This is a genomic window from Bradyrhizobium sp. USDA 4510 (genome assembly GCF_054059095.1).
On record NZ_JBSSBT010000001.1, the window covers coordinates 8,248,636 to 8,272,427 of the forward strand.

Genomic DNA, 23,792 nt, shown 5'->3' on the forward strand with positions numbered 1-23,792 from the left:
ATTTGGACTTACAGAGAGCGTTGGATCGTCTCGATGCGGTAACACTCGATCACGTCGCCGACACGCATGTCGCCGTAGTTCTCGAACGCCATGCCACACTCCTGGCCGGCGACCACTTCCTTCACTTCATCCTTGAAGCGCTTCAGCGTCGACAGCTTGCCTTCGTGCACCACGACGTTGTCGCGGATCAGGCGAACATTGGCGCCGCGTTCCACGGTGCCGTCGGTGACGCGGCAACCCGCGACCTTGCCGACCTTGGAAATGTTGAACACTTCCAGGATCTGCGCGTTGCCCAGCATGGTTTCGCGCAGCGTGGGCGCGAGCAGGCCGGACATCGCCTTTTTGATGTCATCCACGAGGTCGTAGATGATGTTGTAGTAGCGGATCTCGATGCCGTTGCGCTTGGCCGCGGCCGCCGCTTCCTTGTTGGCGCGGACCGAGAAGCCGATGATCGCGGCGTTGAAGCCTTCCGCCAGCGTGACGTCGGATTCCGAGATGCCGCCGACGCCGGCATGCAGGATGCGGGCGGCGACTTCGTCGGTGCCGAGCTTCTCGAGCGAGCCCAGGATCGCTTCCAGCGAGCCCTGCACGTCGGCCTTGACGATCAGCGGGAACTCCTTGCGGCCCGCGGTCTTGAGCTGCGACATCATCTGCTCGAGCGAGCCGCGCATGCCCGAGATCGAGGCCGCGGCATTCTCGCGCTTCTGGTGCGCGCGATAGCTCGTGACCTGACGGGCGCGGGCTTCGTTCTCGACCACGGCGAGACGATCGCCGGCTTCCGGCGGGCCGTTGAAGCCGAGCACCTCGACCGGCACCGAAGGGCCGGCCTCTTCGAGATTCTCGCCCTGGTCGGAGATCAAGGCGCGGACGCGGCCCATCTCGGCGCCGGCCACGATGATGTCGCCGACGCGCAGCGTGCCGCGCTGCACCAGCACGGTCGCGACCGGACCGCGTCCGCGATCGAGCTTGGCTTCGATCACGGTGCCTTCCGCCGGACGCTCCGAGTTGGTCTTCAGGTCGAGGATTTCAGCCTGCAGCGCGATCATCTCGAGCAGCTTGTCGAGATTGGTCTTGTTCTTGGCCGAAACCTCGACGTCGACGACGTCGCCGCCGAGCGATTCGACCTGCACCTCGTGCTGGAGCAACTCGGTGCGCACGCGCTCCGGCCGCGCATCCGGCTTGTCGATCTTGTTGATCGCCACGATCATCGGCACCTTGGCCGCTTTGGCGTGATTGATCGCCTCGATCGTCTGCGGCATCACGCCGTCATCGGCCGCGACCACCAGCACGACGATGTCGGTGACCTTGGCGCCGCGGGCGCGCATCGCGGTGAACGCGGCGTGGCCGGGTGTGTCGATGAAGGTGATCTTGGTGCCGCTCTCGGGCGACAGCACCTGGTAGGCGCCGATATGCTGGGTGATGCCGCCGGCTTCGCCCGATACGACGTTGGCGTGGCGCAGCGCGTCGAGCAGCGAGGTCTTGCCGTGGTCGACGTGACCCATGACGGTGACCACCGGCGAGCGCGGCTCGGTGTCGGTGGAATTGTCGACGACGTCGAACAGGCCCTCTTCCACGTCGGACGCCGCGACGCGCTTGACGCTGTGGCCGAGTTCTTCGGCGATCAGTTGCGCAGTGTCGGCATCGATCACGTCGGTGATCTTGTGCATCGCGCCCTGCTTCATAAGCATGCGGATGACGTCGACCGCGCGTTCCGACATGCGGTTCGCGAGTTCCTGGATCGTGATCGCTTCCGGAATGGTGACTTCGCGGATCAGCTTTTCCTTCGGTTCGTTCGACGCATGCCCCTTCAGGCGCTGGGTGCGGCGGCGGAACGAGGCGATCGAACGCTCGCGCACGTCGTCGGCGTTGAGCGCAGTGGTCAGAGTGAGGCGGCCGCGCTCCTTCTGCGGGCCGGGCTTGTGGGTGGTCTTCGGAGCCGCGGCGGGGCGCACGGCGCCGCCGGGGCGGCGCACCAGGCGCGGACCTTCGTCTTCGTCCGGCCCGGCCGCAACTGCCGCCGGCCGCGGCGCAGAGGCTGGTGCGCGCGCGGTTGTCGTGGTGGTCGGGCGTGCTGCGGGCGCGCGGGCAGGCGGAGCAGACGCAGGTGCGGCTGTCGCAGGCCTGGCCGCTGTTGTGGCCGGAGCGCCGGGTTTGGCTTCGCCCTCGCCAAAGCGGCGCTTGGCCTCGACCTCGGCCTTGCGCTTGGCCTCTTCCTCGTGGCGGTGGCGCTCCTCTTCCGCTTTGCGGCGGGTTTCGGCGGCCTCGCGCTCTGCCTTCTCGGCAGCCTCGCGGACGGCGCGGCGCTTGGCTTCCTCTTCGGCCTGGCGGCGCTCCTCGATGTCGCGCTGACGGGCGTCGGCCAGCGCGCTGGCGCGCGCGGAACGCTCGTCCTCGGTCAGGGTCGGCAGCACCACGCCGGAGCGGGTGTTACGCTGTTGCTGGCCGGGAGGCGGGCCTGAGGGGCGGCCGAGCGGCGGCCTGGCGGCCGGCGCCGCAGGCTTTGCAACCACGGGTTCCGGCGCGTGCGCCTCGCCGGGACCATCGCCACCGACGCGACGCTTGCCGCGCTTCTCGACCACGACCTGCTTGGTCCGGCCGTGGCTGAAGCTCTGGCGCACGGTGCCCGTCTCGACGCGCGGCTTCAGCGACAACGTCTTGCTCGGGACACTCAAAGTCTTGTCGCCAGGGGTCTTGGTATCAACCATTCAGCAGTCCTAATCTCGTTTCGCTGTGCGTTTGCCGCACAAATCCTTCAACGTGTCGTCGTTTGCTGAGCATGACCGGTCGGAAAGACGGCGTCCGCCTTCCCGGATCACGCTCTGGAATTTCTGGCCGCTTCGGCGGTCTTGTCGTCGTCGGCCATCCGGTATCGGACCAGCATCTGGCAGCGCGACAGGAACGTCTTGCTCGCCGGGCCCGCGAGCAGCGCAGCATGTATCACATTTGACCGCCCAAGTGCCAAATCCAATTCTTCCGACGTCAAAACATTGACGACGGGGATTACCGGCGATTCACCACGTTTTTCGCCCCTTTGCCCCACGATCGCGTCCAATTTGCGGATTCCGTCCGCCGCGCCGTCGGAAGCGTGGATCAGGGCTGCAGTTTCGTTCCGGTTGAGTGCGTCCTCGACCTTGCCGAAGCCCGAAACGACCTGACCGGCTTTGGCGGCCATTGCCAGGGCCTCGGTGACGCTGCGCACCAGGAGGGTGTCGGTATCGGTGGGAAGGGTCGGCGCGACGCGGACGTCGCGCTTGAATCCCTTGCTAAATTGGTGACGGCGGACCGCTTCCGCAACGCTGCGCCGCGACGCGGAAACCCAGAGTCCGCGGCCGGGCAGCTTGCGCTTGATATCCGGGATCACCTCGCCTGTGGGCGCGACGACGAACCGGATCAGCTCGTCGATCGGACGCACCTCGCGGCTGACCGCGCACATCCGCGTGGTCGCGGACTTCTGCGTCCGCGGCCCATCGTCGAGATCGGGGTCAGCCTGAGCCAGCATCCGTGGGGCATCTCCTTACGAAGCCGTCGTTTCTGCTTCGGCGGCCTCGGCCTCCTCGGCAGGCTTGGCGAGGTCGGCCTCGGTGATCCAGCCGGCCTTCAGACGGGCCTGCATGATCACGGCCTCGGCCTCGTCGCGCGAAATCTCGATGCCGTCGAGGAACCCGGCATGCTTGGTCGGCTCGCCGCCTTCCTTGCGCTCGGTCCAGCCGACCAGATCGTCGGTGGCGCAGCCGGCGAGATCCTCGACCGTCTTCACGTCGTTCTCGCCGAGCTTGACCAGCATCTTGCCGGTGATGCCGGGCACGTCCTTCATGGCGTCCTCGACGCCGAGTTCCTTGCGCTTGGCTTCCAGTTCCGCCTCGAGCTGTTCCAGATATTCGCGGGCGCGGGTCTGCAGCTCGGTGGCGGTCTCCTCGTCGAAACCCTCGATGCCCGCGAGTTCCTTGACATCGACAAGCGCGAGTTCCTCGACCGAGGTGAAGCCTTCGGAGGCGAGCAGCTGGCCGACCACCTCGTCGACATTGAGCGCTTCCATGAACACGCGGGTCGAGTTCTCGAAGTCGGCCTGGCGGCGTTCCGACTCTTCCTGCTCGGTCAGGATGTCGATGTCCCAGCCGGTCAGCTGCGAGGCGAGGCGAACGTTCTGGCCGCGGCGGCCGATCGCCAGCGACAGCTGGTTGTTGGTGTCGGGAACCACGACCTCGATGCGCTCGCGGTCCTCGTCGATCACGACCTTGGCGACTTCAGCCGGCGCCAGCGCGTTGACGACGAAGGTCGCGATGTCGGGCGACCACGGGATGATGTCGATCTTCTCGCCCTGCAACTCGTTCACCACGGCCTGCACGCGCGAGCCGCGCATGCCGACGCAGGCGCCGACCGGGTCGACCGAGGAATCGCGCGAAATCACGCCGATCTTGGCGCGCGAGCCCGGATCGCGGGCGACCGCCTTGATCTCGACGATGCCGTCGTAAATCTCCGGCACTTCCTGTGCGAACAGCTTCGCCATGAACTGCGGATGGGTGCGCGACAGGAAAATCTGCGGACCGCGGGTCTCGCGGCGGACGTCGAAGATATAGGCGCGGACGCGGTCGCCGTTGCGGAACACTTCACGCGGCAGCATCTCGTCGCGGCGCACGATCGCTTCGCCACGGCCGAGGTCGACGATCACGCTGCCATATTCGACGCGCTTGACGATGCCGTTGACGATGTCGCCGATGCGGTCCTTGAATTCCTGGTACTGCCGGTCGCGCTCGGCCTCGCGCACCTTCTGCACGATCACCTGCTTGGCCGACTGCGCGGCGATACGGCCATATTCCAGCGGCGGCAGCGTGTCGGCGATGGTGTCGCCGACCTGGGCGCCCGGATTGGCGCGCTGCGCGTCGTGCAGCGAAATCTGGTTCGACGAGTTTTCGACGACGTCGACCACCAGCATGTGGCGGGTCAGCCGCAGCTCGCCCTTCTTGGCGTCGATCTCGGCATGGACGTCGGTCTCGCTGCCGTAGCGGGCACGCGCGGCCTTGGCGATGGCGTCTTCCATCGCCGCGATCACGATGGAGCGGTCGATCGACTTTTCGCGCGCAACTGCGTCTGCGATCTGCAGCAGTTCGAGTTTGTTGGCGCTGACTGCCATGGCTTAGTCTCCTTCGGATGGATCGATCTCGCCACGGCGCGCGCGCTCGGCCGCCAGGCGGTGCTTTTTGGTGTTAGTCGGAGCCGGTTTCTTGCCGGGCTTGTGAGCAGGCTTATCACCAGGCTTGGGTTTCGGCTTCTGGCTCTTCGCCGGATCGCTCTTCTTGGCGTGGGCCGGTTGCGGCGGCGCGAGGCCGAGCTCGCGGCGCAGCTCGCGCTCGGCGGCCTTGCCGCGGCGCATCGATTCCTCGATCAGCTCATCGGTCAGCACCAGCCGCGCGTCCGAGATGTCCTCCATCACCAGGAGAACCTCGGCGTCCTCGTCCGGACGCGGATCGTCGCGCCTGATGCGCACCGCATCGCCCTCGACGCCGGCAAGCACGCCGCGAAACCGCTTGCGGCCCTGATGCGCCACCGCCATCTCGATCTTCACGAGATGCCCGGTGTAGCGCTCGAAGTCGGAGCGGCGCACCAGCGGGCGGTCGATGCCGGGCGACGAGATTTCCAGCCGGTAGGCACGCTCGATCGGGTCGGCGACATCGAGCACCGGCGACAGCGCGCGCGAGATCGCCTCGCAATCCTCGAGCTGCATCGAGCCATCGGGTCGCTCCGCCATGATCTGCACGGTGCAGCCGGCATCGCCCGAGACCTTGATGCGCACCAGGCGATAGCCCATGCCCTGCAGCACCGGGACCGCGACCGCGGCGACGCGCGCCGCGACCCCGGGCTCGACGACGAGACGCGGCTCGGCGAGCAGTTCGGTGTCCACGGACGTGGCGGTCGGTTCGGTCATATCCAGTGTCAAAGGCTGTCTAAGGTCTTAAAGGCTGCCGAGGTCTGTTGTGTTGTTCAGGTGGCCTTAAGGGGCCGCTAACGCTACCCAAACCGGACCCGGCCTCGTTGGGTCCCGTCAGGTAATAAAAAAGAGCGGGTCCCGGGGGGCCCACTCTCCTACGCGATCGTATGAGATACCATAAGTTGCGCTGGATATAGCTCTTTTGCCCGGGTCCGGCAAGGCCCCCGGGTCCGGCGGGAGGCGATTTTACGGCTCTCCGGATGCCGGATTGATCTAACCCTCCGTTTACGAACGAGACCATAGATTGCCGAAAATCGGCAGAAGTCGCCGGTTGGACAAGGCCCATGACGACAGCCCCTGCGCTGATCCCGGAACTCGACGATATCGTTCGCCGCGGCGACCCCAAGCGCCGCGCCGAGGCCGCGCGGCGGCTCGGCGAGCTGTTCCTGCAGGGCGCCGCGAGCTTCCGTCCCGACCATATCGACCTGTTCGACGGGGTGCTGACCAGCCTGGTCCCGCATGCCGAGCTTGCCGCGCGGGTCGATCTCGCCGAACGGCTCGCGCTGCTCGCCAACGCGCCGCGGCATCTGGTCGGGCAGCTCGCCCGCGACGACGAGGTCGCGATCGCGGGGCCGCTGCTGCGCCGATCGCCGGTGATTGACGAAAAGGTGCTGGTCGAGATCGCCAATGCCAAGGGCCAGGGCCATCTGCTCGCGATGGCCGAGCGATCGAAGCTCTCGACTGCGCTGACCGACATCCTCGTCCGACGCGGCGATCGCGACGTCATCCGATGCGCGGCCGGCAATGCGGGCGCGGCGTTCTCGGACGCCTCCTTCACGACGCTCGTGCAACGCGCCAGCCAGGACGGCGTGCTGACGCTGCGGATCGGCCGCCGCGATGATCTTCCGCCCGAGCATCTGAAGGGCCTGCTCGCCGGCTCGATCGACGTGATCCGCCGCCGTCTGCATGCCGTCGCCAAGCCGGAACGCCAGGCCGAGATCAAGCTGGCGATGACCGAGATCGAGGGCGTGATCGTTCAGGTCGAGGGCCGCGATTTCACGGCCGCGCAGCGCGCCATCCTGGCGCTGCATCGCGCCGGCGAATTGAACGAGGCCGCGGTGGCCGGCTTCGCAAAGGCCTTCAAATATGAGGAATGCGTGGCGGCGCTCGCCGCGATGGCCGGCGTGAAAATCGTCACGCTTGATCGCCTGATCTCCGGCGACCGTTATGATCCGATCCTGATCGCCAGCAAGACGATCGGCTTCGAATGGCCGACCGTGCGCGCCCTGATCCTGATGCGGCTCGGGCCCAACCGCGTGCCGTCTCCTGCCGATATCGAAGGTGCGCGGGTGAATTTCGTGCGCCTGATGCCCTCGACGGCGCAGCGCGTCGTGGAGTTCTGGAAGTCGCGCTAGTTCACGCGGTCGTGGCGGTCTCTCTCCCCGTCATTGCGAGGAGCGAAGCGACGAAGCAATCCATATCTCCCCGCGCCGAACCATGGATTGCTTCGCTTCGCTCGCAATGACGAGCTGAATCAGCTGCGTCAAAATACTTCCCAAAAATTGCGTCGGCCCGCTATGCTTTCCGCAAGGCGCGACACAGCGCCAACAGGGAGATTGCCATGCTGACGGACGCCGACATCCAAACGCACGCCGCGCGGATCCGCGACGACGGATACACCGTGATCGAGCGCGCCGCCTCGCCCGATCTGGTCGAGGGGTTGAAGGCGGCGGTGCTGAGAATCGAGAGCGAGCGCAATCTCGCACCTGCCAGGACGTCGTTCGAAGGCTTCAAGACGCTGCGCATCAACAACCTCCTGACCTATGACGATCTGTTCTGGGAGGTGCCGCTGCATGACAACGTGCTGCCGGTGGTCGAACGCGTGCTGGACAGGGAATGCCTGCTGTCGTCGTTCTGCTCGCTGGTGCTCGGGCCCGGCCAGGAAGCGCAGCCGATTCACGAAGACACCCAATTGATCCCGTTGCCGCGGCCGCACATTCCGATCACGATCAATGCGATCTGGGCGCTGTCCGATTTCCGCGAAGATAACGGCGCGACGCGGATCATCCCGCGCAGCCACAAATTCGATTCGTCGCCCGAATACGGCAAGGAGTACGACGCGGTCACCGCGACCATGCCGGCCGGCAGCGTGATGCTGTTCGACAGCGCGCTGTGGCATGGCGGCGGCGCCAACAGCAGCGACGCCAGGCGCTTTGCCTTCTCCTGCGCCTATTGCTGGGGCTGGATGCGGCAGCAGGAGAACCTGCAGCTCGGCATTCCGCGCGAGACCGCAGCCCGCTTTCCGCGCCGGCTGCAGGAATTGTGTGGCTACAGCGTCTACAAGGGCCAGTTCGGCCACATCGACAATCACGATCCGATCGAGCTGCTCGGCCGCGAGCGCGGCAAGCGGATGGTGTGGGAGGCGACCGACGTCAGGAAGGCGCGGCTGGCGGGGCAGGCGTGAAGATATCCGTCATTCCGGGGCGATGCGAAGCATTGAACCCGGAACCTCGAGATTCCGGGTTCGTGCTTCGCACGCCCCGGAATGACGGCGTCAAGGCAAGCGCTTGAACCTCAAATACGCCGCCTTGCGCCCTTCGCGCTCGGCCTTGGCGCCGTAGCGCGTCATTGTGTAGTTCGGCCACGGCTGCTGCCAGTCGATCGCGCGCTCGGCGAGCCAGGCGAAGTCGGGCGAGCGCATCAGATGCGCCAGCGTCCAGGCGCAATAGTCGTCGATGTCGCTGACGAAGCGGAATTCGCCGCCCGGCGGCAGCAATCGTGTCATCGCAGCGACCGTCGCATCCTGCACGAAGCGCCGCTTCCAGTGCCGCCGCTTCGGCCAGGGATCGGGATGGATCAGGTCGATGCGCGCAAGCGAACGCGTCGGCGCCCAGGCCAGCAGTTCGGCCGCGTCGCCGGCGAACAGGCGGATATTGCCGATATTCAGCGCCTCGATCTGAGTCAGGATCTTCGCCATGCCGTTGACATAGGGTTCGCAGCCGATGAAGCCCGTGGCCGGAAAGGCCTGTGCCTCCGCGATCAGATGCTCGCCGCCGCCGAAGCCGATCTCGAGCCTGACATTCTCGATGCCGTCATCGAACAACTCGGTCAGCGCCTCGGGCGCGGGCGCCGAGATGTCGACCGCCAGATGCGGCAGCAGAGTGTCGATCAGGTCGGCCTGATGCGGGCGCAGCTTGTGGCCCTTGCGCCGTCCGAAGAACGAGCCGCGCGCATGCGCCATCGCGCCGTCGTCGGGGGAATCGCGATCGCCGCGGTCGCCTGGAGCCGGTGTCATCGCAGCGTTTGATAGAGACGGTGGAGCAGCCGCGCGCGCGGCTCGATCGACGAGATGTAGAGCTGCTCGTAATGGGTATGCGCGCCCTTGCCGTCGACGCCGAGGCCGTCGAGGGTCGCCGTGTGTGGCGCGGTGAAATTGCCGTCGGAGCCGCCACCGGTGAACACATCCACCAGCTCGAAGCCGAGCTCGGCGGCCAGCCCCTTGGCGTGCTCGTAGAGCGCGGCGCCGGCGTTGCTTTTCTCATAGGGCGGACGGTTCAATTCGCCCGATATCTTCACGCTGACGCCCTCGGTGCGTGAGGTGATTCCGAGGATCCTCGGCACCAGCTCGTCGGCGTCGGCCATCGTCGGCACGCGCATGTCGACTTCCGCATAGGCCTCCTCGGCGATCACGTTCGGCTTGGTGCCGCCGCGGACGACGCCGACATTGACGGTGACGCCGCGCTTCAGGTCGTTCATCGCCTCCAGCGCCTGGATCACATTGCCGAGCTCCCGGATCGCGCTGCGGCCGTCCTCGGGGCGCGTGCCGGCATGGGCCGGCGCGCCCTTGATGAACACGTCGAAACGCGCAACGCCCTTGCGTCCGGTGACGATCTTGCCGCCGTCGCGCGCCGGCTCGGTCACCAGCACGTATTTCGCCTTGCGGCCCTCGGCCTCGATCAGCGCCCGCGAGGTCGGGCTGCCGATCTCCTCGTCCGATACGTAGAGCTGGGTGATGCCGAGCGGCGGGCGCGCGCCGTCGGCGCAGACCTGCCTGAACGCATGATGGGCGAGGTAGGCTCCGCCCTTCATGTCGTAGATGCCGGGGCCGAAGGCGCTGTCGCCGTCGACCTTGAATGGTAACCGTTCGATGAATCCCATCGGATGAACTGTGTCGAGATGGCTCAGCACCAGGATGCCCGGCGCGTCCTGGCCCCAGGACGAGCGCGTCACCAGGTGGTCGCCGCAGCCGTCGCGTCCCGCAATGCGCTCCACCGTGGCCGGCAGGTCGCGATAGCCCGACGCGACGAGATCAGCCAGCTTGTTGACCTGATCGGGCCGCTCGGTCGGAGATTCGATCTCGACCCAGCGGCGGATGCCGTCGAGAATCACGGCGGTTTCGAACGGATTGCTGGACATGCTGTTGTCGTCGCCTGTGAGTTCGCTTTGTCATTGCGCGCACGCGCCGAAGCACGATCAGGAATCATGCTCAAAGGAGGCGCTCAAGCGCGATGATGCTCAAGCTGAGCTCATCGCGTTGGCGCGCGCCGGAATGGCATATTCCAGATTTGACGATCTCTCAAACGGATATGGCTGAATCAGGCCTGCTCGGCCGCCTCGCGCGCCGCGATCTGCTCGACAAGTTCGACGATGCTGCGGCGGAGCTTGGCGTCCGCAATCCGCGTGAAGGCGCGGGTCAGGGCCAGGCCCTCGGCGGTTGCCAGAAAATCGGAGACGTAGGTCGGCGAGGCACCCTCGCTGAAGCCGTCGGCGGTCTTGACCCCGCTCGGGCCGCCGTCGAACAGGAAGGAGACCGGCACCTGCAGGATTTCGGAGATCTGCTGCAGCCGGCTGGCGCCGACGCGGTTGGTGCCCTTCTCGTATTTCTGCACCTGCTGGAACGTCAGGCCTAGCGCCTCGCCCAGTTTCTCCTGGCTCATGCCGAGCATGATGCGTCGCATACGGACGCGGCTGCCGACATATTTGTCAACAGGATTGGGCGCTTTGGTGGACATCTCCAACTCTCCTAAGGGATTGCGCGCCCGTGGATGAGGCAAGTTGGAAGTGGAGTATGCCTCAGGCGCCGGTGCCGTCAAATCCTGCAAGGAGGATCGGGACGAAATGCGGACAATTTGCGCAAAGGGGCTGACTTGGCTTGTGATTTCGCGTGGACCCGTACAATGCGAAGTGCACGGTCGATCTGTCAACTGGTGGAATCATACTGAGGTAAATTTCGACGTTTTTTCGGGTTCGCGACAACCGGCGATATGCAGCCGTCAGGGTTTTCGCCTCACAAACCGCCGCCGCAACACGAACGCCAGGGCTGTGATCACAATCACAGCGGCGGGGACGTTCCCGACACGCGCATAGATCGTCGGCGCGATGGCTGCCGGCAGGCCGGCATCGAGCACGCCTTCGATGCCGAGCCCGAGTTGTGCAACGATCCGGCCAACCGGGTCGATCACGGCCGAGATGCCCGTGTTGGCGGCGCGGACCATCGGCAGGCCTTCCTCGATGGTGCGCAGCCGGGCCTGTTGCAGGTGCTGGTAAGGGCCGGTCGAGATTCCGAACCATCCGTCATTGGTGACATTGACGATCCAGCCGGGACGGTCGTCGCGGCTCACGACATTGCCGGGAAAAATCGCCTCGTAGCAGATCAGCGGCAGGGCGCGCGGTGCATTCGGAATATCGAGCGTCCGGCGAATCGTGCCGGGAATGTAGCCGCCCTGCACCTTGGTGAGCTGCACGAAGCCGAGCTTCTCCATCCAGTCCTGGAACGGCAGATATTCTCCGAACGGGACAAGATGCAGCTTGTCGTAGACCGCAAGCACGTTGCCGTCGTGGTCGATGACGTAGATGGAATTATAGGCGCGCGTCACGCGGACGCCGGGCGGCAGATCGGGCGCGCGCACCGAGCCGGTGATCAGCACGGTTCCCTTCGGCAGCAGGTCGGCGATCTGCGCCATCGCGTCGGCTTCCTTGGTCAGGAAGAACGGAAACGCGGATTCCGGCCAGATCAGGATGGTGGCATCCTTCACGCCGGTGGCGTGCGGCCCGGAGGCGCGATCCGACAGGGTGAGATATTTCTGCATCACCGCCGCCTTGGCGGAGTAGTTGAACTTGGCGTCCTGCTGCAGATCGGGCTGCATGATGCGCAGCTTGACGCCGTCGACCAACCTGGTCGGCTGCTGCGCGAGGCGGACCACGCCGAACGCCAGCATCGCCGCCAGAACCAGCACCGCGGCCACCGGCGCGCGCCACGGCTTGCGGCCGCGCGAGGCGCCATCGATCAACACGGCCGGACTTGCGAAGATCGCGACGGCCAGGAACGTCATGCCCCAGAGCCCGATCAGCGACGCGGTCTGGGCCAGCGCCAGCGGCTCGGTCAGTGCGTAGCCGAACGCATTCCACGGAAAGCCGCTGAGGAGATGGCCGCGCAGCCATTCCGAAATCGTCAGGCTGACCGCGAGCGCCAGCACGCGCGAGGCGTCGCGCGGCCAGATCAGCCGCGCCAGCGCGAAGCCGAACGCGGTGAACAAAGCGAGATAGGCAGGCAGGCCGAGCACCGCGAACGGCGTCAGCCAGGCGAAGGTGTCCGCATCGACGAAGAAGGCGTAGCCGATCCAGTACAGTCCCGGCACGAAATAGCCGAGGCCGAACCAGAAGCCGGACAGCGCCGCGGCAGGCAGACCGCGCCAGCGGCCGGCCGCGCTGCCGTCGATCAGCCAGACCGCGATGGAAAAGGTGAGAAACAGAACCGGCCAGGCGTTGAACGGCGCCATCGCCAGCGCAGACAGCGCGCCGGCCGCGAGCGCGAGGACGGCGCGTTTCCATCCCCAGGTCAGGATGATTGCAAGGCCGATCGATCGGAGCTTGTCGGACAGCCTCACTGCGGACCGGCTCCCTCGCCGGGCGGCGGCAGGTTGTCATTCGCCTGCGGGTTTCCGGAGTCCGGCGCCTGCTCGCGGCGCCGCTCGCGCTCCTTGCGCGGCGTCGGCCGTTCCTTGCGCGCGCTGATGCGCACGCGCTTGACCCGCCGCGGATCGGCGTCGAGCACCTCGACCTCGTAATTGCCGGGTCCCGAAATCACCTCGCCGCGCACCGGCAGGCGTCCGACGAACGATACGAGGTAGCCGCCGAGCGTCTCGACCTCCTCGCCGGCGTCGCCGATCACGAAATCCTCGCCGATCACCGAGCGGACATCGTCGAGGCTGGCGCGCGCATCGGCGATGAAGGAGCTGTCCGGCTGGCGCACGATGGACGGCGGCTCGTCGGAATCGTGCTCGTCGTCGATCTCGCCGACGATCTGCTCGACGATATCCTCGATCGACACCAGTCCGTCGGTGCCGCCATATTCGTCGACCACCAAAGCGAGATGGATCCGCGAGGCCTGCATCTGCGCCAGCAGGTCGATCGCGCGCATCGACGGCGGGATATAGAGCAGCTTGCGGATGATGTTGGCTTCCGACAGCGGCAGCGCGAGATCGACGCTGCGCAGATCGAGCCCCGCCGGGAACGGCTTCTTGCGCTTCGTCTTGGTCGCGTCGGTGACGCGGGCTCTCGCGGTCATGAAGGCGAGCAGGTCGCGGATGTGCACCATGCCCTCGGGGTCGTCGAGGGTTTCGTTGTAGACGACGAGCCGCGAATGCGCCGCGCTCTCGAACAGGCTCATCAATTCGCCGAGCGGAATGTCGCGCTTGACCGCGACGATGTCGGCGCGATGCACCATGACGTCGGCGATCCGCCGCTCGTTCAGCGACAGGATGTTGCGCAGCATGGTGCGCTCGATCGCCGAGAAGCCGACATCGTCGGGCGTCGAGGCGTCGAGCACCACCTGCAAATCGTCGCGCACCGAGCCGGCCTTCCAGCCGAACAGGGTGCGGATCGCGCGCACCAGCCAGCCCTCGGCCGCCGGGCGCTGCACCTCGCCCTCATGCACCACGGCGGGCAGGTTGCTCACGTTGCGCGGGTTGTCGTGGGTCGGTTCGGAATCCGGCATGTCAGGCGGTCCGATCCGCATAGGGGTCGGGAATGCCGAGGGAAGAGAGGACCTCGCGCTCGAGCGCCTCCATGTCCTCGGCATCGTCATCGTTCTCGTGGTCGTAACCGATCAGGTGCAGGAAGCCATGCACCGCGAGATGGCTCAAATGATGGTCGAACGGTTTCCCTTCTTCATCGGCTTCCCGCCGAGTCGTCTCATAGGCGATCGCGATATCGCCGAGCATGCGCGGGGCATCGTCGGGTCCGCCGGCGCCTTCGGGCTGCAGCGCCGGGAACGACAGCACGTTGGTCGGCTTGTCGATGCTGCGCCAGTTGGCGTTCAGCGTGCGGATACCGGCATCGTCGGTCAGCATCACCGCAAGCTCGGCGTCGGCGACATCGGCATCGGCGATTTCAGCGGCAGCCTCGATGGCGCGGTGGATCACCGCGTCGGCATTGGGCTCGGCCTGCCAGCATTCGGCGGTGACGAGAACCTCGGTGGCAGGAAAAGCGGACACGTTGGTTTCAAAATCTGCGTTATGGCCGGATCCCGCATCGTGCGGGCTCGCGGCCGAAGCTATTGGTCTCAAGATCTGGCGTTTGCCGGCTTTTGCGGCAATCCCTCATAGGCGGCCACGATGCGCGCCACCAATTCATGGCGGATGACGTCCTCGGCCTTGAAATGCACCTGGGCGATGCCCTCGACGCCGTCGAGCAGCTTCACGGCTTCCGTGAGGCCCGAGGCCTGGCCATGCGGCAGGTCGACCTGCGACGGGTCGCCGGTGACGATCATCCGGCTGTTCTCGCCGAGACGCGTCAGGAACATCTTCATCTGCATCGTCGTGGTGTTCTGCGCCTCGTCGAGGATGATGGCGGCATTGGTCAGGGTGCGGCCGCGCATGAAGGCGAGCGGGGCGATCTCGATCTCGTTGCCCTGCAGCGCGCGCTCGACGACGCGGGCGTCCATCAGATCGTACAGCGCGTCATAGATCGGGCGCAGATACGGATCGACCTTCTCCTTGAGGTCGCCGGGCAGGAAGCCGAGCCGCTCGCCGGCCTCGACAGCGGGCCGCGTCAGGATGATGCGATCGACCTCCTTGCGCTCGAACAGCTGCGCGGCATGGGCTACCGCGAGCCAGGTCTTGCCGGTGCCGGCCGGGCCGATGCCGAACACCAGCTCATGCCGCTTCAGGGCGCGGATGTAGGAATCCTGCGCCGCGGTGCGGGCGCGCACCGGACGCTTGCGCAGATTGATGGTCTCGAAGGTCGGCTTGGCGGTCTTGTTGTCGAATTCGAACAGCGAGCCCTGTGCGATCACGGCGCGGATCGCGCCTTCGACCTCGCCCTGATCGAGGTCGTGTCCTTCGACGGCCTGCGCGTAGAGCGTCTCCAGCACGCGCCGCGCCGCGTCGCAGCCGTCGCGGGAGCCTGCGATGGTGAGATGATTGCCGCGGGAATCGACCACGACGCCGAGCCGCCGCTCGATCAGCGCCAGATTCTGTCCGTAGGGGCCGACCAGCGCGGATGCCGCGCGGTTGTCGTCGAAATCGATGACGACCTGAGTTTCAGGGGGCCGGGTCTCAGGTGGCATTTGCATGTCGCGGTCAGGTTTGCGGCTGGGAGCGAGCGAAGACGAATCCGATGCGCTTTTGGGCAAGGATTTCAGGCTCCAATGGTCTGCGAAATGAGGCCGGGCACGGGTCGCGTCGCGAGCTCGCCGATCAGGCTGTAGCGCTCGAGGCTGTCGATCCTCACCGGGAGGACCTGGCCGATGATGTCGGGCGATGCCATCACATGGGCGGGCTGCAGATAGGCGGTGCGGCCGACGATCTGGCCCGGATTGCGCGCGGCGCGCTCGAACAGCACATCGACCGTTGTGCCAATCGCAGCCCGGTTGAAGGCCGATTGCTGGCTGTCGATCAATTCCTGAAGCCGCCCCAAGCGCTCGTCCATCTCGGCTGCTGACACTGTCTCCCGCATCTCCGCCGCCGGCGTGCCCGGCCGTGGCGAATACTTGAATGAATACGCCGCAGCGTACCCGATTTGCGTGACAAGCGCGAGGGTGGCTGAAAATTCTTCCGCGGTCTCTCCGGGGAAGCCCACGATAAAATCTGATGAAAAAGCAATGTCTTGCCGCGCGGCGCGGAACCGGTCGATGACGCGCCGGTAGTCATCGGCGGTATGTTTGCGGTTCATGGCGGCAAGGATCCGGTCCGCCCCGGATTGCACCGGCAGGTGCACGAACGGCATCAGTTCGGGCAAATCGCGATGTGCCGCAATCAGGGCGTCGTCGACGTCGCGCGGATGGCTGGTCGAATAGCGCAGCCGCATGACGCCGGGAATTGTGGCCAGCCGCTGCAACAATTTGCCGAGCGGCCAGACGCGGCCGTCGGGACCTTCGCCGTGATAGGCGTTGACGTTCTGTCCGATCAGCGTGAATTCGCGCACGCCATTGTCGGCGAGCTGCTTCACATCGTCGATGATCCTGGCGACCGGACGCGAGACTTCCGCGCCGCGCGTGTAGGGCACCACGCAGAAGGTGCAGAACTTGTCGCAACCTTCCTGCACCGTGACGAAGGCGGAGATGCCGCGGGCGCGGATCGCATCCGGCTTCGGCTGCGGCAGGAAGCCGAACTTGTCCTCGACCGGGAATTCCGTTTCCAGCGCGCGGCCGTTTGCCTTGGCGCGCTTCAACAGCTCGGGCAGATGATGATAGCTCTGCGGCCCGACCACGATGTCGACGGTCGGCGCGCGATGGATGATCTCTGCGCCTTCGGCCTGCGCGACGCAGCCGGCGACCGCGATCTTCATCTCGCGGCCCGCCCGCGCGGCCTCGTCCTTGGCGACGCGCAGCCGCCCGAGCTCGGAATAGACTTTCTCCGACGCCTTCTCGCGAATGTGGCAAGTGTTGAGGATGACGAGGTCGGCGTCTTCGGCGCTCGCGGTCTCGACAAAGCCCTCGCCGGCCAGCGTGTCCGCCATGCGTTGCGCATCGTAGACATTCATCTGGCAGCCATAGGACTTGATGTGCAGCTTGCGCGGCGTCGTCATGGAACCCTGAGAGTGAAAAATGGAAACGGCGCCATCGGGGCGCCGAGGCTGAAATATAGCTTAAACCGGGGAAAATCCAGCGGTCTGGACGTCATTCCGGGGCGATGCGTCAGCATCGAACCTCAGGTGCGCAATTGCGCACCGGGGAATCTCGAGATTCCGGGTTCGCTCCCTTCGGTCGCGCCCCGGAATGACCTCGCAGGGTCAGTCAGCGCTCGCCGTGGCCCCCACCCGGGCGATCAAATCGGGCAATTTCCGCATATCGGCGAAGGTGACGGCCGCGCCGGCCTGGCGCAGCATCCCCTCATGTTCCGCCGTGCAGTGGCTGCCGCCGTAAAAACCGAGCACGGTCATCCCGGCGGCGCGGGCGCCGGTGACGCCGGCTACGCTGTCCTCGATCACGACGCAACGCGCGGGGGTGGCGCCCATCTGCGCCGCCGCGAACAGGAATAGATCGGGCGCCGGCTTGCCGCGCTTGACCTGGGTGGCGGAGAAAATATGCGGCGCGAGCTGGTCGTAGAGCCCGGCGCAGGTCAAGCCGTGATGGATCTTTTCCGGCGTGCCGCTCGACGCCACGCATTTCGGTAAGCCGAGCGCGGCGATCGCCTCGCCTACATGCGCGATCGCGCTGAGATCGTCGGCATAGAAGCTCAGCGTCGCGTGCTTGACCTCGGCCTCGAAGGTCTCGGGCAGCGCGCGGCCGATCTCGCTCTCGACGATCCGCCGCGCCTCGCGGTCGGACACGCCGAGGAAGCGCTTCAGCACGCCGTCGGGTGTAATCGGAAAGCCGTGCCGCGTCAGCGTCTCCGCATGCGCGCGACAGGAGATCACCTCGCTGTCGACCAGCACGCCGTCGCAATCGAAGATGACGAGGTCGAAACTCACCCGGCTTACGACTTGCTGTCTTCGTCGAGCGGGACGCAATACAGCTCGAGACGGTGATCGACCAGCTTGTAGCCGAGCTTGCGCGCGATCTCGGCCTGCAGCTTCTCGATTTCCTCGGAGGTGAACTCGATCACCTTGCCGTCGCGCAGATTGATCAGGTGGTCGTGATGGCTCTCGGGCATCTGCTCGTAGCGCGCGCGGCCCTCGCGGAAGTCGTGGCGCTCGATGATGCCGGCATCCTCGAACAGCTTGACGGTGCGATAGACGGTCGAGATCGATATCTTGTCGTCGACCGCCACGCAGCGGCGGTAGAGCTCCTCGACGTCAGGGTGATCCATGGCCTCCGCCAGCACGCGTGCGATCACACGGCGCTGTTCGGTCATGCGCATGCCGGTCGCGGCGCAGCGCGCCTCGATGCCGGTATTCTTCTGCGCAGGCGTGATTTTCACCGTCGTCATGGGTCCTTGGCAGGTCCTTGGCCAGTCCTTGAGCCTTGGATGGCAGAGCAGGGCGCTGTTCTGCCATCGCGCCGATGTTACGACAAGTCGCGCCGCATCAGAAGCGCGTTCAAATGTTCCCCGCCGGGCTGCTTGTAGTAGCGTTCGCGGCGGCCGATCACGCCGAATCCGGCCTTTTCATAGAGCCGTCGCGCCGGCTGATTGTTCTCTTCCACCTCGAGGAAGATGGTGCGGATGCCGCGGCCGGCAAGATGGCCGAGATGGGTCAGCAGCAGGTCGCGCGACAGGCCGCGGCCGCGCTGATTGGAATCGATCGCAATCGACAGAATTTCGGCTTCGTCCGCTGCCATCCGTGAGACGGCAAAGCCGATCACCTTGCGTCCCTGCCGCAGCCGGTGCACCAGCGTGTTGCGCTCGGTCAGCATCGCCTCGAATTCGCCTTCGCCCCAGCCGCGATGAAACGACGCGCCGTGCAATTGCGCGAGTCGCGCCGCATCGCGCAGCGATGCGGGCTCGACCGCGGGCGGACCGCCGCCCCACCATCGTGACAGCCAGCCGATCATGTCGATCGCGGCGTGCTGATCTCGAGCCGGTCCTTCGGCGGCTTGGCGTCGGGCGCACGCAGATAGAACGGTCGCGGCGGCGCGGTTTCAGGATCCACAGCCGCGCCGATCCAGGCGACCCAGGTAATATCGGGCGCGGGCTGCCGGTCGACCTTGACCGGCGGGGCGGCGTCGGCGGGCCAGCGCTCGGCGAGGATATTGGCGGCGTTGCCGACCAGATGCAGCGCGCCGTGTTGGGAGGCCTCGAGCGCTTCCGCGATCGGCGCCACCTTCGGCTTGATGATCGGACTGCCGTCGCCGCCGACCAGCTGGAAATAGACGTGATCATGCCGCGCATCGATCGCCGACAGGATCGCAGCCGCGCCATTCTCGGCGACGACAGGCGCAGCGTAGGCGGCGAGCGTCGACAGTCCGACCACCGGCTTTTCTGCGGCCAGCGCCAGGCCGCGCGCCGCCGAGAGGCCGACGCGCAGGCCCGTGAAACTGCCGGGGCCGGTGATGACGGCGATGCGGTCGAGCCCGGCGAAGCCGATGCCGCTCTCTTTCATCACCCGAGCGATCAGCGGCATCAGCGCCTCGGCATGGCCGCGCTGCATCGCCTGCGATTCAATGGCGATTGTATTGCCGGAGGTGGTGTCGAGCACCGCCGCGGAGCAGGCGTCGAGCGCCGTATCGATGGCGAGAATCATCATGGGAGGGCGAATAGCGAATAGGGAATGGCGAACAGGGGTCTTGCGGAGAATGCTATTCGCGATTCGCCACTCGCCATTCGCCGCTCCATCACATCGGCCGGACTTCCTGCACGTCGGGCACGAAGTGCCGGAGCAGGTTCTGGATGCCGTGTTGCAGGGTTGCGGTCGATGACGGGCAGCCGGCGCAGGAGCCCTTCATGTTGAGGTAGACGATGCCGTCCTTGAAGCCGCGGAAGGTGATGTCGCCGCCGTCATTGGCAACCGCGGGACGCACGCGGGTCTCGATCAGGTCCTTGATCTGCTCGACCGTCTCGGCGTCGGCCTCGTCGAAGAACTCGTCCTCCTCATCGCGGGCGTCGTCGCTGCCGGCGGTGCCGTCGGCGAGCAGCGGCGCGCCGGACATGTAGTGCTCCATGATCGCGCCGAGGATCGCGGGTTTGAGGTGCTGCCAGTCGCCGTCCGCCTTGGTCACGGTGATGAAGTCGCCGCCGTAGAACACGCCGGTGACGCCGGATACGGCGAACAGCCGTTCGGCGAGCGGCGAGCGCGCGGCGGACTCGGGCGAGGAAAATTCCATCGTCCCGCTGTCGAGCACCGTGCGGCCCGGAATGAATTTCAGCGTGGCGGGATTCGGCGTGGCTTCGGTCTGAATGAACATCTGCTGTCTCCGGCGTCGCCGGTTCAAGGCCGGCGCGTTGGGTTCCATTATAGCGTTTTCGAGCGAAGTGACACCGGTTCGCGAAGAAAACGCGTCAAATCAAGGAGTCAGATGGCAACTAAAAAGCCCGCGATCAAGCCGCAAAACCGCGGTTCCAGGCGCATACCCATGCCCGGAAGCGGGTCCGGCGCCGGTAACGCGTTAGGACAGGGCGTCGATCTCGGCGTCGGTCAGGCCGCCCGGCACGATGGTCACCGGGATCGGGAATGCCCCCATGGTCTTGGCCATGGTGGTGATGATCGGCCCGGGCCCCTCGGCGCCCGGGTTGGCGGCCAGCACCAGCGCTGCAATATCGACGTCCTTGTCGATCACGTCGAGGATCTGTTCGATCGGGTCGCCCTCTCGAATCACCCGCTCCGGGGTGATCGCGGCGATGCCGTTGGCGCGGCCGGCGGCGCGGTCGAGCGCCTCGTTGGCGGCCTCCTCCGCCTCCGCGCGCATGATGTCGGCGACCCCGAGCCATTGCTGGTTCTGGTCCTCGGTCTCGATCACCCGCAGCATCACGACGCCGCCGCCGACCCGGATCGCCCACCGGCTGGCGTAGTAGACCGCGCGGTCCCATTCCGCAGTGTCGTCAACGATGACGAGGCATTTCGGCTTGTGACCTGACTCGTAGCTGCGTCGCTGGGTGGTCATGCATGTCCCGGTGCTGAACCAAACCAACCCATGGTGCCATACTCCCTCGCCGTTTGGGAGAGGGAGCGCGCAGTTCCTGCCTCGCGCGTCAGCGCGGGCGGATGAAGCCGACGATGTCCTTGGTGATGCGCATGGTCTCGTCGGCGATGCCGCGGGCGCGGTTGGCGCCGTCGGCGAGGACCGCGTCGACATGGCCGGGATCGGCGACCAGCTTCTTCATCTCGGAGGCGATCGGCGCCAGTTTCGCGACGCAAACCTCGACCAGCGCGTTCTTGAAGCTGGAGAACTGCCCGCCGCCGAACTGCGTCAGCACCTCCTGCTTGGAGATGCCGGCCAGCGCCGCGTAGATGCCGACCAGGTTGTCGGCCTCGGGGCGGGTTTCCAGACCCTTCTCCTCGGACGGCAGCGGCTCCGGATCGGTCTTCGCCTTGCGGATCTTCTGCGCGATGGTGTCGGCGTCGTCGGTGAGGTTGATGCGCGAATTGTCCGACGCATCCGACTTCGACATCTTCTTGGTGCCGTCGCGCAGGCTCATCACCCGCGTCGCCGGCCCCGTGATCAGCGGCTCGGGCTGCGGGAAGAACAGGCCGTCGGCGAAACCATGACCACGAATTGAATCAGCGAAATCGTTGTTGAACTTCTGCGCGATGTCGCGGGAGAGCTCCAGATGCTGCTTCTGGTCCTCGCCGACCGGCACATGGGTCGCGCGGTAGAGCAGGATGTCGGCGGCCATCAGCACCGGATAGTCGTAGAGGCCGACCGAGGCGTTCTCGCGGTCCTTGCCTGCCTTCTCCTTGAACTGCGTCATGCGGTTCAGCCAGCCGATCCGCGCGACGCAGTTGAAGATCCAGGTCAGCTCGGCATGGCCGGCGATCTGGCTCTGGTTGAACACGATGTGCTTCTTGGCATCGATGCCGGCGGCGATGAAGGCCGCGGTGACCTCGCGGGTGTTGCGGGCGAGCTCGGCCGGGCCGCCCCAGACCTCGACGCCCTGCGTGATCGCATGCATGTCGACGACGCAATAGATGCAGTTGTGGGTCTGCTGCATCTTCACGAAGTTGACGATGGCGCCGAGGTAGTTGCCGAGGTGCAGATTGCCCGTCGGCTGGACGCCTGAGAAAACCCGTTCAACGAACGCCATGGTCTAATTCCCGGAAATGGCTAGTTTTGCCGCGTCGTTTGCCACTTAAGCTCCGCGCGCGCAAGTCAGGCGGGGCGCCTTTGCCTGACGGCGTTAACCGCCTCGCGCCAGCCGGTGACGCCGAAAAGCTGCAAGAACAGCCCGTAAGCGGCGATACCTGCCGCGATCAGCACGAGCAGGGAGGCTGCTTGCACGAAACCGTGGCTACCGGCCGACGGCAGCCCGCCCTCCGCGAACCAGAGCAGGGCGCCCATCGCGAGCGCCGCGGCCAGGATGCGCGGCAGCCGGCGGCGCGCATCGGCATCGATCGAGAAGCCGAAGGTCGCGGTCCCCTTGCGGATCAGTGCCAGCGCGTTGCTCCAGGCGCCGAGCGCGATGCCTGCGGCAATTCCGCTCGCACCGAAAATCTGCCCGAGCAGAAAGGCCGCCGCGATCGTCACCACGATACCCTTCAGCGTCGCGAGCAGCGGCGTCAGCGTGTCCTCGCGCGCGAAGAATGCCGGCGACAGCGCCTTCACCAGCACATGCGCCGGCAAGGCCAGCGTCAGCCAGATCAAGGCTTGCGCGGTTGCCGCGCTATCCTGGGCGGTGAACGCGCCGTGCTCGAACAGCATCCGCACGATCGGTTCGCTCAGCACCATCAGGCCGAGCGTCGCCGGCAGCGCCAGCCCGACCGCGAGCTCGAGGGCACGTGATTCCGCATGCGCGATTGCGCTGGATTCGCCGCTGCGCACGGCGCGCGTCATCTCCGGGATCAGCACGGTGCCCATGGCGACGCCGACAATGCCGAGCGGCAGCTCGAGCAGGCGGTTGGCGAAATAGAGCCAGGACACCGCCGACGGCGAGGTCGATGCGATCACCGCGCCTGCCACCATCAGCCATTGCGGCGCGCTACTCGCGACCATGCCGGGGATCGCGCGGCCGAGAAAGCCGCGCATGTCAGGATCGAAGGACACGCGGAGCGGCGAGGCGAGCCTTGCGCCGCGCAGCGCCAGCATCGACAGTTGCAGGAAGCCGGCGACGCCGATCGTTGCCGCCATGACAATCGCGGCCTGCGCCGGCTCCTGCTGCCGCACCAGCAGCACGGCCATCACCGATATCAGCGCGATGTTGAACAACAGCGGCGAGAACGCGGTCAGCGCGAAACGTCCCTGGGCGCTGAGCAGCGCCATCATCACGGTGACCGGGCCGGCGAAGGCGAGATAGGGCAGCATCAGCCTTGCATCGTCGACGGCGAATTGCAGCGTGTCGCGGCCGACAAAACCCGGCGCGATCGCCGCGATCACCAGCGGCATCAGCAGGCCGATGACGAGCGCGGATGCGATCACCGCGGCGCTGACGGTGCCGAGCACGCGGCCGGCAAAGGCGGTTGCCGCCTCCAAGCCGCCGGCATCGCGTGCCTTCAGCCAGGCCGGCACCAGGGCGGCATTCAGTCCGCCCTCGGACAACAGCCGTCGCACAACATTCACAAGCTGGAATGCCGCCAGGAAGGCATCCGCCACCGGTCCCGCGCCCAGCAGCGCCGCGATCGCGGAATCGCGCACGAAGCCGAGCAGTCGCGAGGCCAGCGTTCCCGAGGAGACCGTGAGGAAGGAGCGGAACATGAGGCTTGTATAGCAGTAGCAGGTATAGCTTCCAGTGGTGCCGTCTTAAACCCGTCATCCTGAGATGCGAGCGAAGCGAGCCTCGAAGGATGAATCGGCCAGAGCCGGGCCGTTCATCCTTCGAGACGCGCTGCGCGCTCC

At 66.1% G+C, this 23,792-nt stretch carries 22 protein-coding genes; 2 read left to right on the forward strand and 20 right to left on the reverse strand.

The features are described from left to right. Nucleotides 1-8: 8 nt before the first annotated feature. The 4 genes from infB to rimP all read right to left on the reverse strand — a co-directional run bounded on the left by infB (nucleotide 9) and on the right by rimP (nucleotide 5,923). Entirely contained in the window at nucleotides 9-2,705 is a 2,697-nt protein-coding gene (gene infB / locus ACVMDN_RS38375; protein ID WP_076824501.1) for a translation initiation factor IF-2, read from the reverse strand. Between the two features lie 107 nt (nucleotides 2,706-2,812). Next, the gene (locus ACVMDN_RS38380) at nucleotides 2,813-3,499 is read right to left on the reverse strand and encodes an RNA-binding protein (RefSeq protein ID WP_057015296.1); all 687 of its coding nucleotides are present in this window, start codon (nucleotides 3,497-3,499) and stop codon (nucleotides 2,813-2,815) included. 15 nt (nucleotides 3,500-3,514) lie between these two features. Continuing rightward, nucleotides 3,515-5,131: a transcription termination factor NusA gene (nusA, locus tag ACVMDN_RS38385; RefSeq protein ID WP_057015297.1), complete on the reverse strand. Its 1,617-nt coding sequence runs from the start codon at nucleotides 5,129-5,131 to the stop codon at nucleotides 3,515-3,517. A 3-nt stretch (nucleotides 5,132-5,134) separates the two neighbouring features. Then, nucleotides 5,135-5,923 carry a ribosome maturation factor RimP gene (gene rimP / locus ACVMDN_RS38390; RefSeq protein ID WP_016840382.1) on the reverse strand — a complete coding sequence of 263 codons (789 nt, stop codon included), beginning with the start codon at nucleotides 5,921-5,923 and terminating at the stop codon, nucleotides 5,135-5,137. Between the two features lie 347 nt (nucleotides 5,924-6,270). Between rimP and ACVMDN_RS38395 the strand changes: the two genes are divergently transcribed. Then, a complete protein-coding gene (locus tag ACVMDN_RS38395) occupies nucleotides 6,271-7,341 on the forward strand; it encodes a DUF2336 domain-containing protein (protein WP_456835840.1) in 1,071 nt (356 codons plus the stop codon). 206 nt (nucleotides 7,342-7,547) lie between these two features. Further along, complete coding sequence (locus tag ACVMDN_RS38400) at nucleotides 7,548-8,390, forward strand: phytanoyl-CoA dioxygenase family protein (RefSeq protein ID WP_076824505.1); 843 nt, start codon at nucleotides 7,548-7,550, stop codon at nucleotides 8,388-8,390. A 90-nt stretch (nucleotides 8,391-8,480) separates the two neighbouring features. Here ACVMDN_RS38400 and ACVMDN_RS38405 read toward each other — a convergent pair whose 3' ends face one another. From ACVMDN_RS38405 to murJ, 16 genes are all read right to left on the reverse strand, one after another. Then, on the reverse strand, nucleotides 8,481-9,221 hold the full coding sequence (locus tag ACVMDN_RS38405; RefSeq protein ID WP_057015301.1) for a tRNA (guanine(46)-N(7))-methyltransferase TrmB: 741 nt from the start codon (nucleotides 9,219-9,221) through the stop codon (nucleotides 8,481-8,483). Then, on the reverse strand, nucleotides 9,218-10,342 hold the full coding sequence (locus ACVMDN_RS38410) for a M20 family metallopeptidase (RefSeq protein WP_057015302.1): 1,125 nt from the start codon (nucleotides 10,340-10,342) through the stop codon (nucleotides 9,218-9,220). The genes ACVMDN_RS38405 and ACVMDN_RS38410 overlap by 4 nt, the downstream gene beginning before the upstream one ends. 179 nt (nucleotides 10,343-10,521) lie before the next feature. Further along, complete coding sequence (locus tag ACVMDN_RS38415) at nucleotides 10,522-10,938, reverse strand: helix-turn-helix domain-containing protein (protein ID WP_028335515.1); 417 nt, start codon at nucleotides 10,936-10,938, stop codon at nucleotides 10,522-10,524. A gap of 261 nt (nucleotides 10,939-11,199) precedes the next feature. Then, entirely contained in the window at nucleotides 11,200-12,813 is a 1,614-nt protein-coding gene (gene lnt / locus ACVMDN_RS38420; protein ID WP_076824507.1) for an apolipoprotein N-acyltransferase, read from the reverse strand. After that, nucleotides 12,810-13,922: a hemolysin family protein gene (locus tag ACVMDN_RS38425; RefSeq protein WP_076824743.1), complete on the reverse strand. Its 1,113-nt coding sequence runs from the start codon at nucleotides 13,920-13,922 to the stop codon at nucleotides 12,810-12,812. Before ACVMDN_RS38425 ends, lnt begins: the two co-directional genes overlap by 4 nt. 1 nt (nucleotide 13,923) lies before the next feature. Continuing rightward, complete coding sequence (gene ybeY, locus ACVMDN_RS38430) at nucleotides 13,924-14,421, reverse strand: rRNA maturation RNase YbeY (RefSeq protein WP_057015306.1); 498 nt, start codon at nucleotides 14,419-14,421, stop codon at nucleotides 13,924-13,926. Nucleotides 14,422-14,489: 68 nt separating this feature from the next. Continuing rightward, on the reverse strand, nucleotides 14,490-15,560 hold the full coding sequence (locus ACVMDN_RS38435) for a PhoH family protein (protein ID WP_077231173.1): 1,071 nt from the start codon (nucleotides 15,558-15,560) through the stop codon (nucleotides 14,490-14,492). A gap of 5 nt (nucleotides 15,561-15,565) precedes the next feature. Then, a complete protein-coding gene (gene miaB / locus ACVMDN_RS38440) occupies nucleotides 15,566-16,954 on the reverse strand; it encodes a tRNA (N6-isopentenyl adenosine(37)-C2)-methylthiotransferase MiaB (protein ID WP_057015307.1) in 1,389 nt (462 codons plus the stop codon). 204 nt (nucleotides 16,955-17,158) lie between these two features. Beyond that, the gene (locus ACVMDN_RS38445; protein WP_057015308.1) at nucleotides 17,159-17,839 is read right to left on the reverse strand and encodes an HAD family hydrolase; all 681 of its coding nucleotides are present in this window, start codon (nucleotides 17,837-17,839) and stop codon (nucleotides 17,159-17,161) included. Nucleotides 17,840-17,844: 5 nt separating this feature from the next. Continuing rightward, the gene (locus ACVMDN_RS38450; protein ID WP_016840396.1) at nucleotides 17,845-18,297 is read right to left on the reverse strand and encodes a Fur family transcriptional regulator; all 453 of its coding nucleotides are present in this window, start codon (nucleotides 18,295-18,297) and stop codon (nucleotides 17,845-17,847) included. Nucleotides 18,298-18,374: 77 nt separating this feature from the next. Further along, entirely contained in the window at nucleotides 18,375-18,860 is a 486-nt protein-coding gene (gene rimI / locus ACVMDN_RS38455) for a ribosomal protein S18-alanine N-acetyltransferase (RefSeq protein WP_057015309.1), read from the reverse strand. Continuing rightward, nucleotides 18,857-19,552 (reverse strand): tRNA (adenosine(37)-N6)-threonylcarbamoyltransferase complex dimerization subunit type 1 TsaB, encoded by a 696-nt coding sequence (gene tsaB, locus ACVMDN_RS38460; RefSeq protein WP_076824509.1) that lies wholly within the window; start codon nucleotides 19,550-19,552, stop codon nucleotides 18,857-18,859. The genes rimI and tsaB overlap by 4 nt, the downstream gene beginning before the upstream one ends. Before the next feature lie 88 nt (nucleotides 19,553-19,640). Then, nucleotides 19,641-20,210 carry a NifU family protein gene (locus tag ACVMDN_RS38465; protein ID WP_076824745.1) on the reverse strand — a complete coding sequence of 190 codons (570 nt, stop codon included), beginning with the start codon at nucleotides 20,208-20,210 and terminating at the stop codon, nucleotides 19,641-19,643. 201 nt (nucleotides 20,211-20,411) lie between these two features. Beyond that, nucleotides 20,412-20,906, reverse strand: coding sequence for a universal stress protein (locus ACVMDN_RS38470; protein ID WP_028335525.1), 495 nt, complete (start codon nucleotides 20,904-20,906; stop codon nucleotides 20,412-20,414). Nucleotides 20,907-20,994: 88 nt separating this feature from the next. Next, nucleotides 20,995-22,047 (reverse strand): tryptophan--tRNA ligase, encoded by a 1,053-nt coding sequence (trpS, locus tag ACVMDN_RS38475; RefSeq protein WP_076824511.1) that lies wholly within the window; start codon nucleotides 22,045-22,047, stop codon nucleotides 20,995-20,997. A gap of 65 nt (nucleotides 22,048-22,112) precedes the next feature. Then, complete coding sequence (gene murJ / locus ACVMDN_RS38480; RefSeq protein WP_456835839.1) at nucleotides 22,113-23,651, reverse strand: murein biosynthesis integral membrane protein MurJ; 1,539 nt, start codon at nucleotides 23,649-23,651, stop codon at nucleotides 22,113-22,115. Between the last annotated feature and the right edge of the window lie 141 nt (nucleotides 23,652-23,792).

What these genes read in the sequence shown, in the direction of transcription:
- infB (WP_076824501.1), bottom strand. Translation starts at nt 2,705, where the DNA reads ATGGTTGATACCAAGACCCCTGGCGACAAGACTTTGAGTGTCCCGAGC.
- ACVMDN_RS38380 (WP_057015296.1), bottom strand. Translation starts at nt 3,499, where the DNA reads ATGCTGGCTCAGGCTGACCCCGATCTCGACGATGGGCCGCGGACGCAG.
- nusA (WP_057015297.1), bottom strand. Translation starts at nt 5,131, where the DNA reads ATGGCAGTCAGCGCCAACAAACTCGAACTGCTGCAGATCGCAGACGCA.
- rimP (WP_016840382.1), bottom strand. Translation starts at nt 5,923, where the DNA reads ATGACCGAACCGACCGCCACGTCCGTGGACACCGAACTGCTCGCCGAG.
- ACVMDN_RS38395 (WP_456835840.1), top strand. Translation starts at nt 6,271, where the DNA reads ATGACGACAGCCCCTGCGCTGATCCCGGAACTCGACGATATCGTTCGC.
- ACVMDN_RS38400 (WP_076824505.1), top strand. Translation starts at nt 7,548, where the DNA reads ATGCTGACGGACGCCGACATCCAAACGCACGCCGCGCGGATCCGCGAC.
- ACVMDN_RS38405 (WP_057015301.1), bottom strand. Translation starts at nt 9,221, where the DNA reads ATGACACCGGCTCCAGGCGACCGCGGCGATCGCGATTCCCCCGACGAC.
- ACVMDN_RS38410 (WP_057015302.1), bottom strand. Translation starts at nt 10,342, where the DNA reads ATGTCCAGCAATCCGTTCGAAACCGCCGTGATTCTCGACGGCATCCGC.
- ACVMDN_RS38415 (WP_028335515.1), bottom strand. Translation starts at nt 10,938, where the DNA reads ATGTCCACCAAAGCGCCCAATCCTGTTGACAAATATGTCGGCAGCCGC.
- ACVMDN_RS38425 (WP_076824743.1), bottom strand. Translation starts at nt 13,922, where the DNA reads ATGCCGGATTCCGAACCGACCCACGACAACCCGCGCAACGTGAGCAAC.
- miaB (WP_057015307.1), bottom strand. Translation starts at nt 16,954, where the DNA reads ATGACGACGCCGCGCAAGCTGCACATCAAGTCCTATGGCTGCCAGATG.
- ACVMDN_RS38450 (WP_016840396.1), bottom strand. Translation starts at nt 18,297, where the DNA reads ATGACGACGGTGAAAATCACGCCTGCGCAGAAGAATACCGGCATCGAG.
- rimI (WP_057015309.1), bottom strand. Translation starts at nt 18,860, where the DNA reads ATGATCGGCTGGCTGTCACGATGGTGGGGCGGCGGTCCGCCCGCGGTC.
- tsaB (WP_076824509.1), bottom strand. Translation starts at nt 19,552, where the DNA reads ATGATGATTCTCGCCATCGATACGGCGCTCGACGCCTGCTCCGCGGCG.
- ACVMDN_RS38465 (WP_076824745.1), bottom strand. Translation starts at nt 20,210, where the DNA reads ATGTTCATTCAGACCGAAGCCACGCCGAATCCCGCCACGCTGAAATTC.
- ACVMDN_RS38470 (WP_028335525.1), bottom strand. Translation starts at nt 20,906, where the DNA reads ATGACCACCCAGCGACGCAGCTACGAGTCAGGTCACAAGCCGAAATGC.
- trpS (WP_076824511.1), bottom strand. Translation starts at nt 22,047, where the DNA reads ATGGCGTTCGTTGAACGGGTTTTCTCAGGCGTCCAGCCGACGGGCAAT.
- murJ (WP_456835839.1), bottom strand. Translation starts at nt 23,651, where the DNA reads ATGTTCCGCTCCTTCCTCACGGTCTCCTCGGGAACGCTGGCCTCGCGA.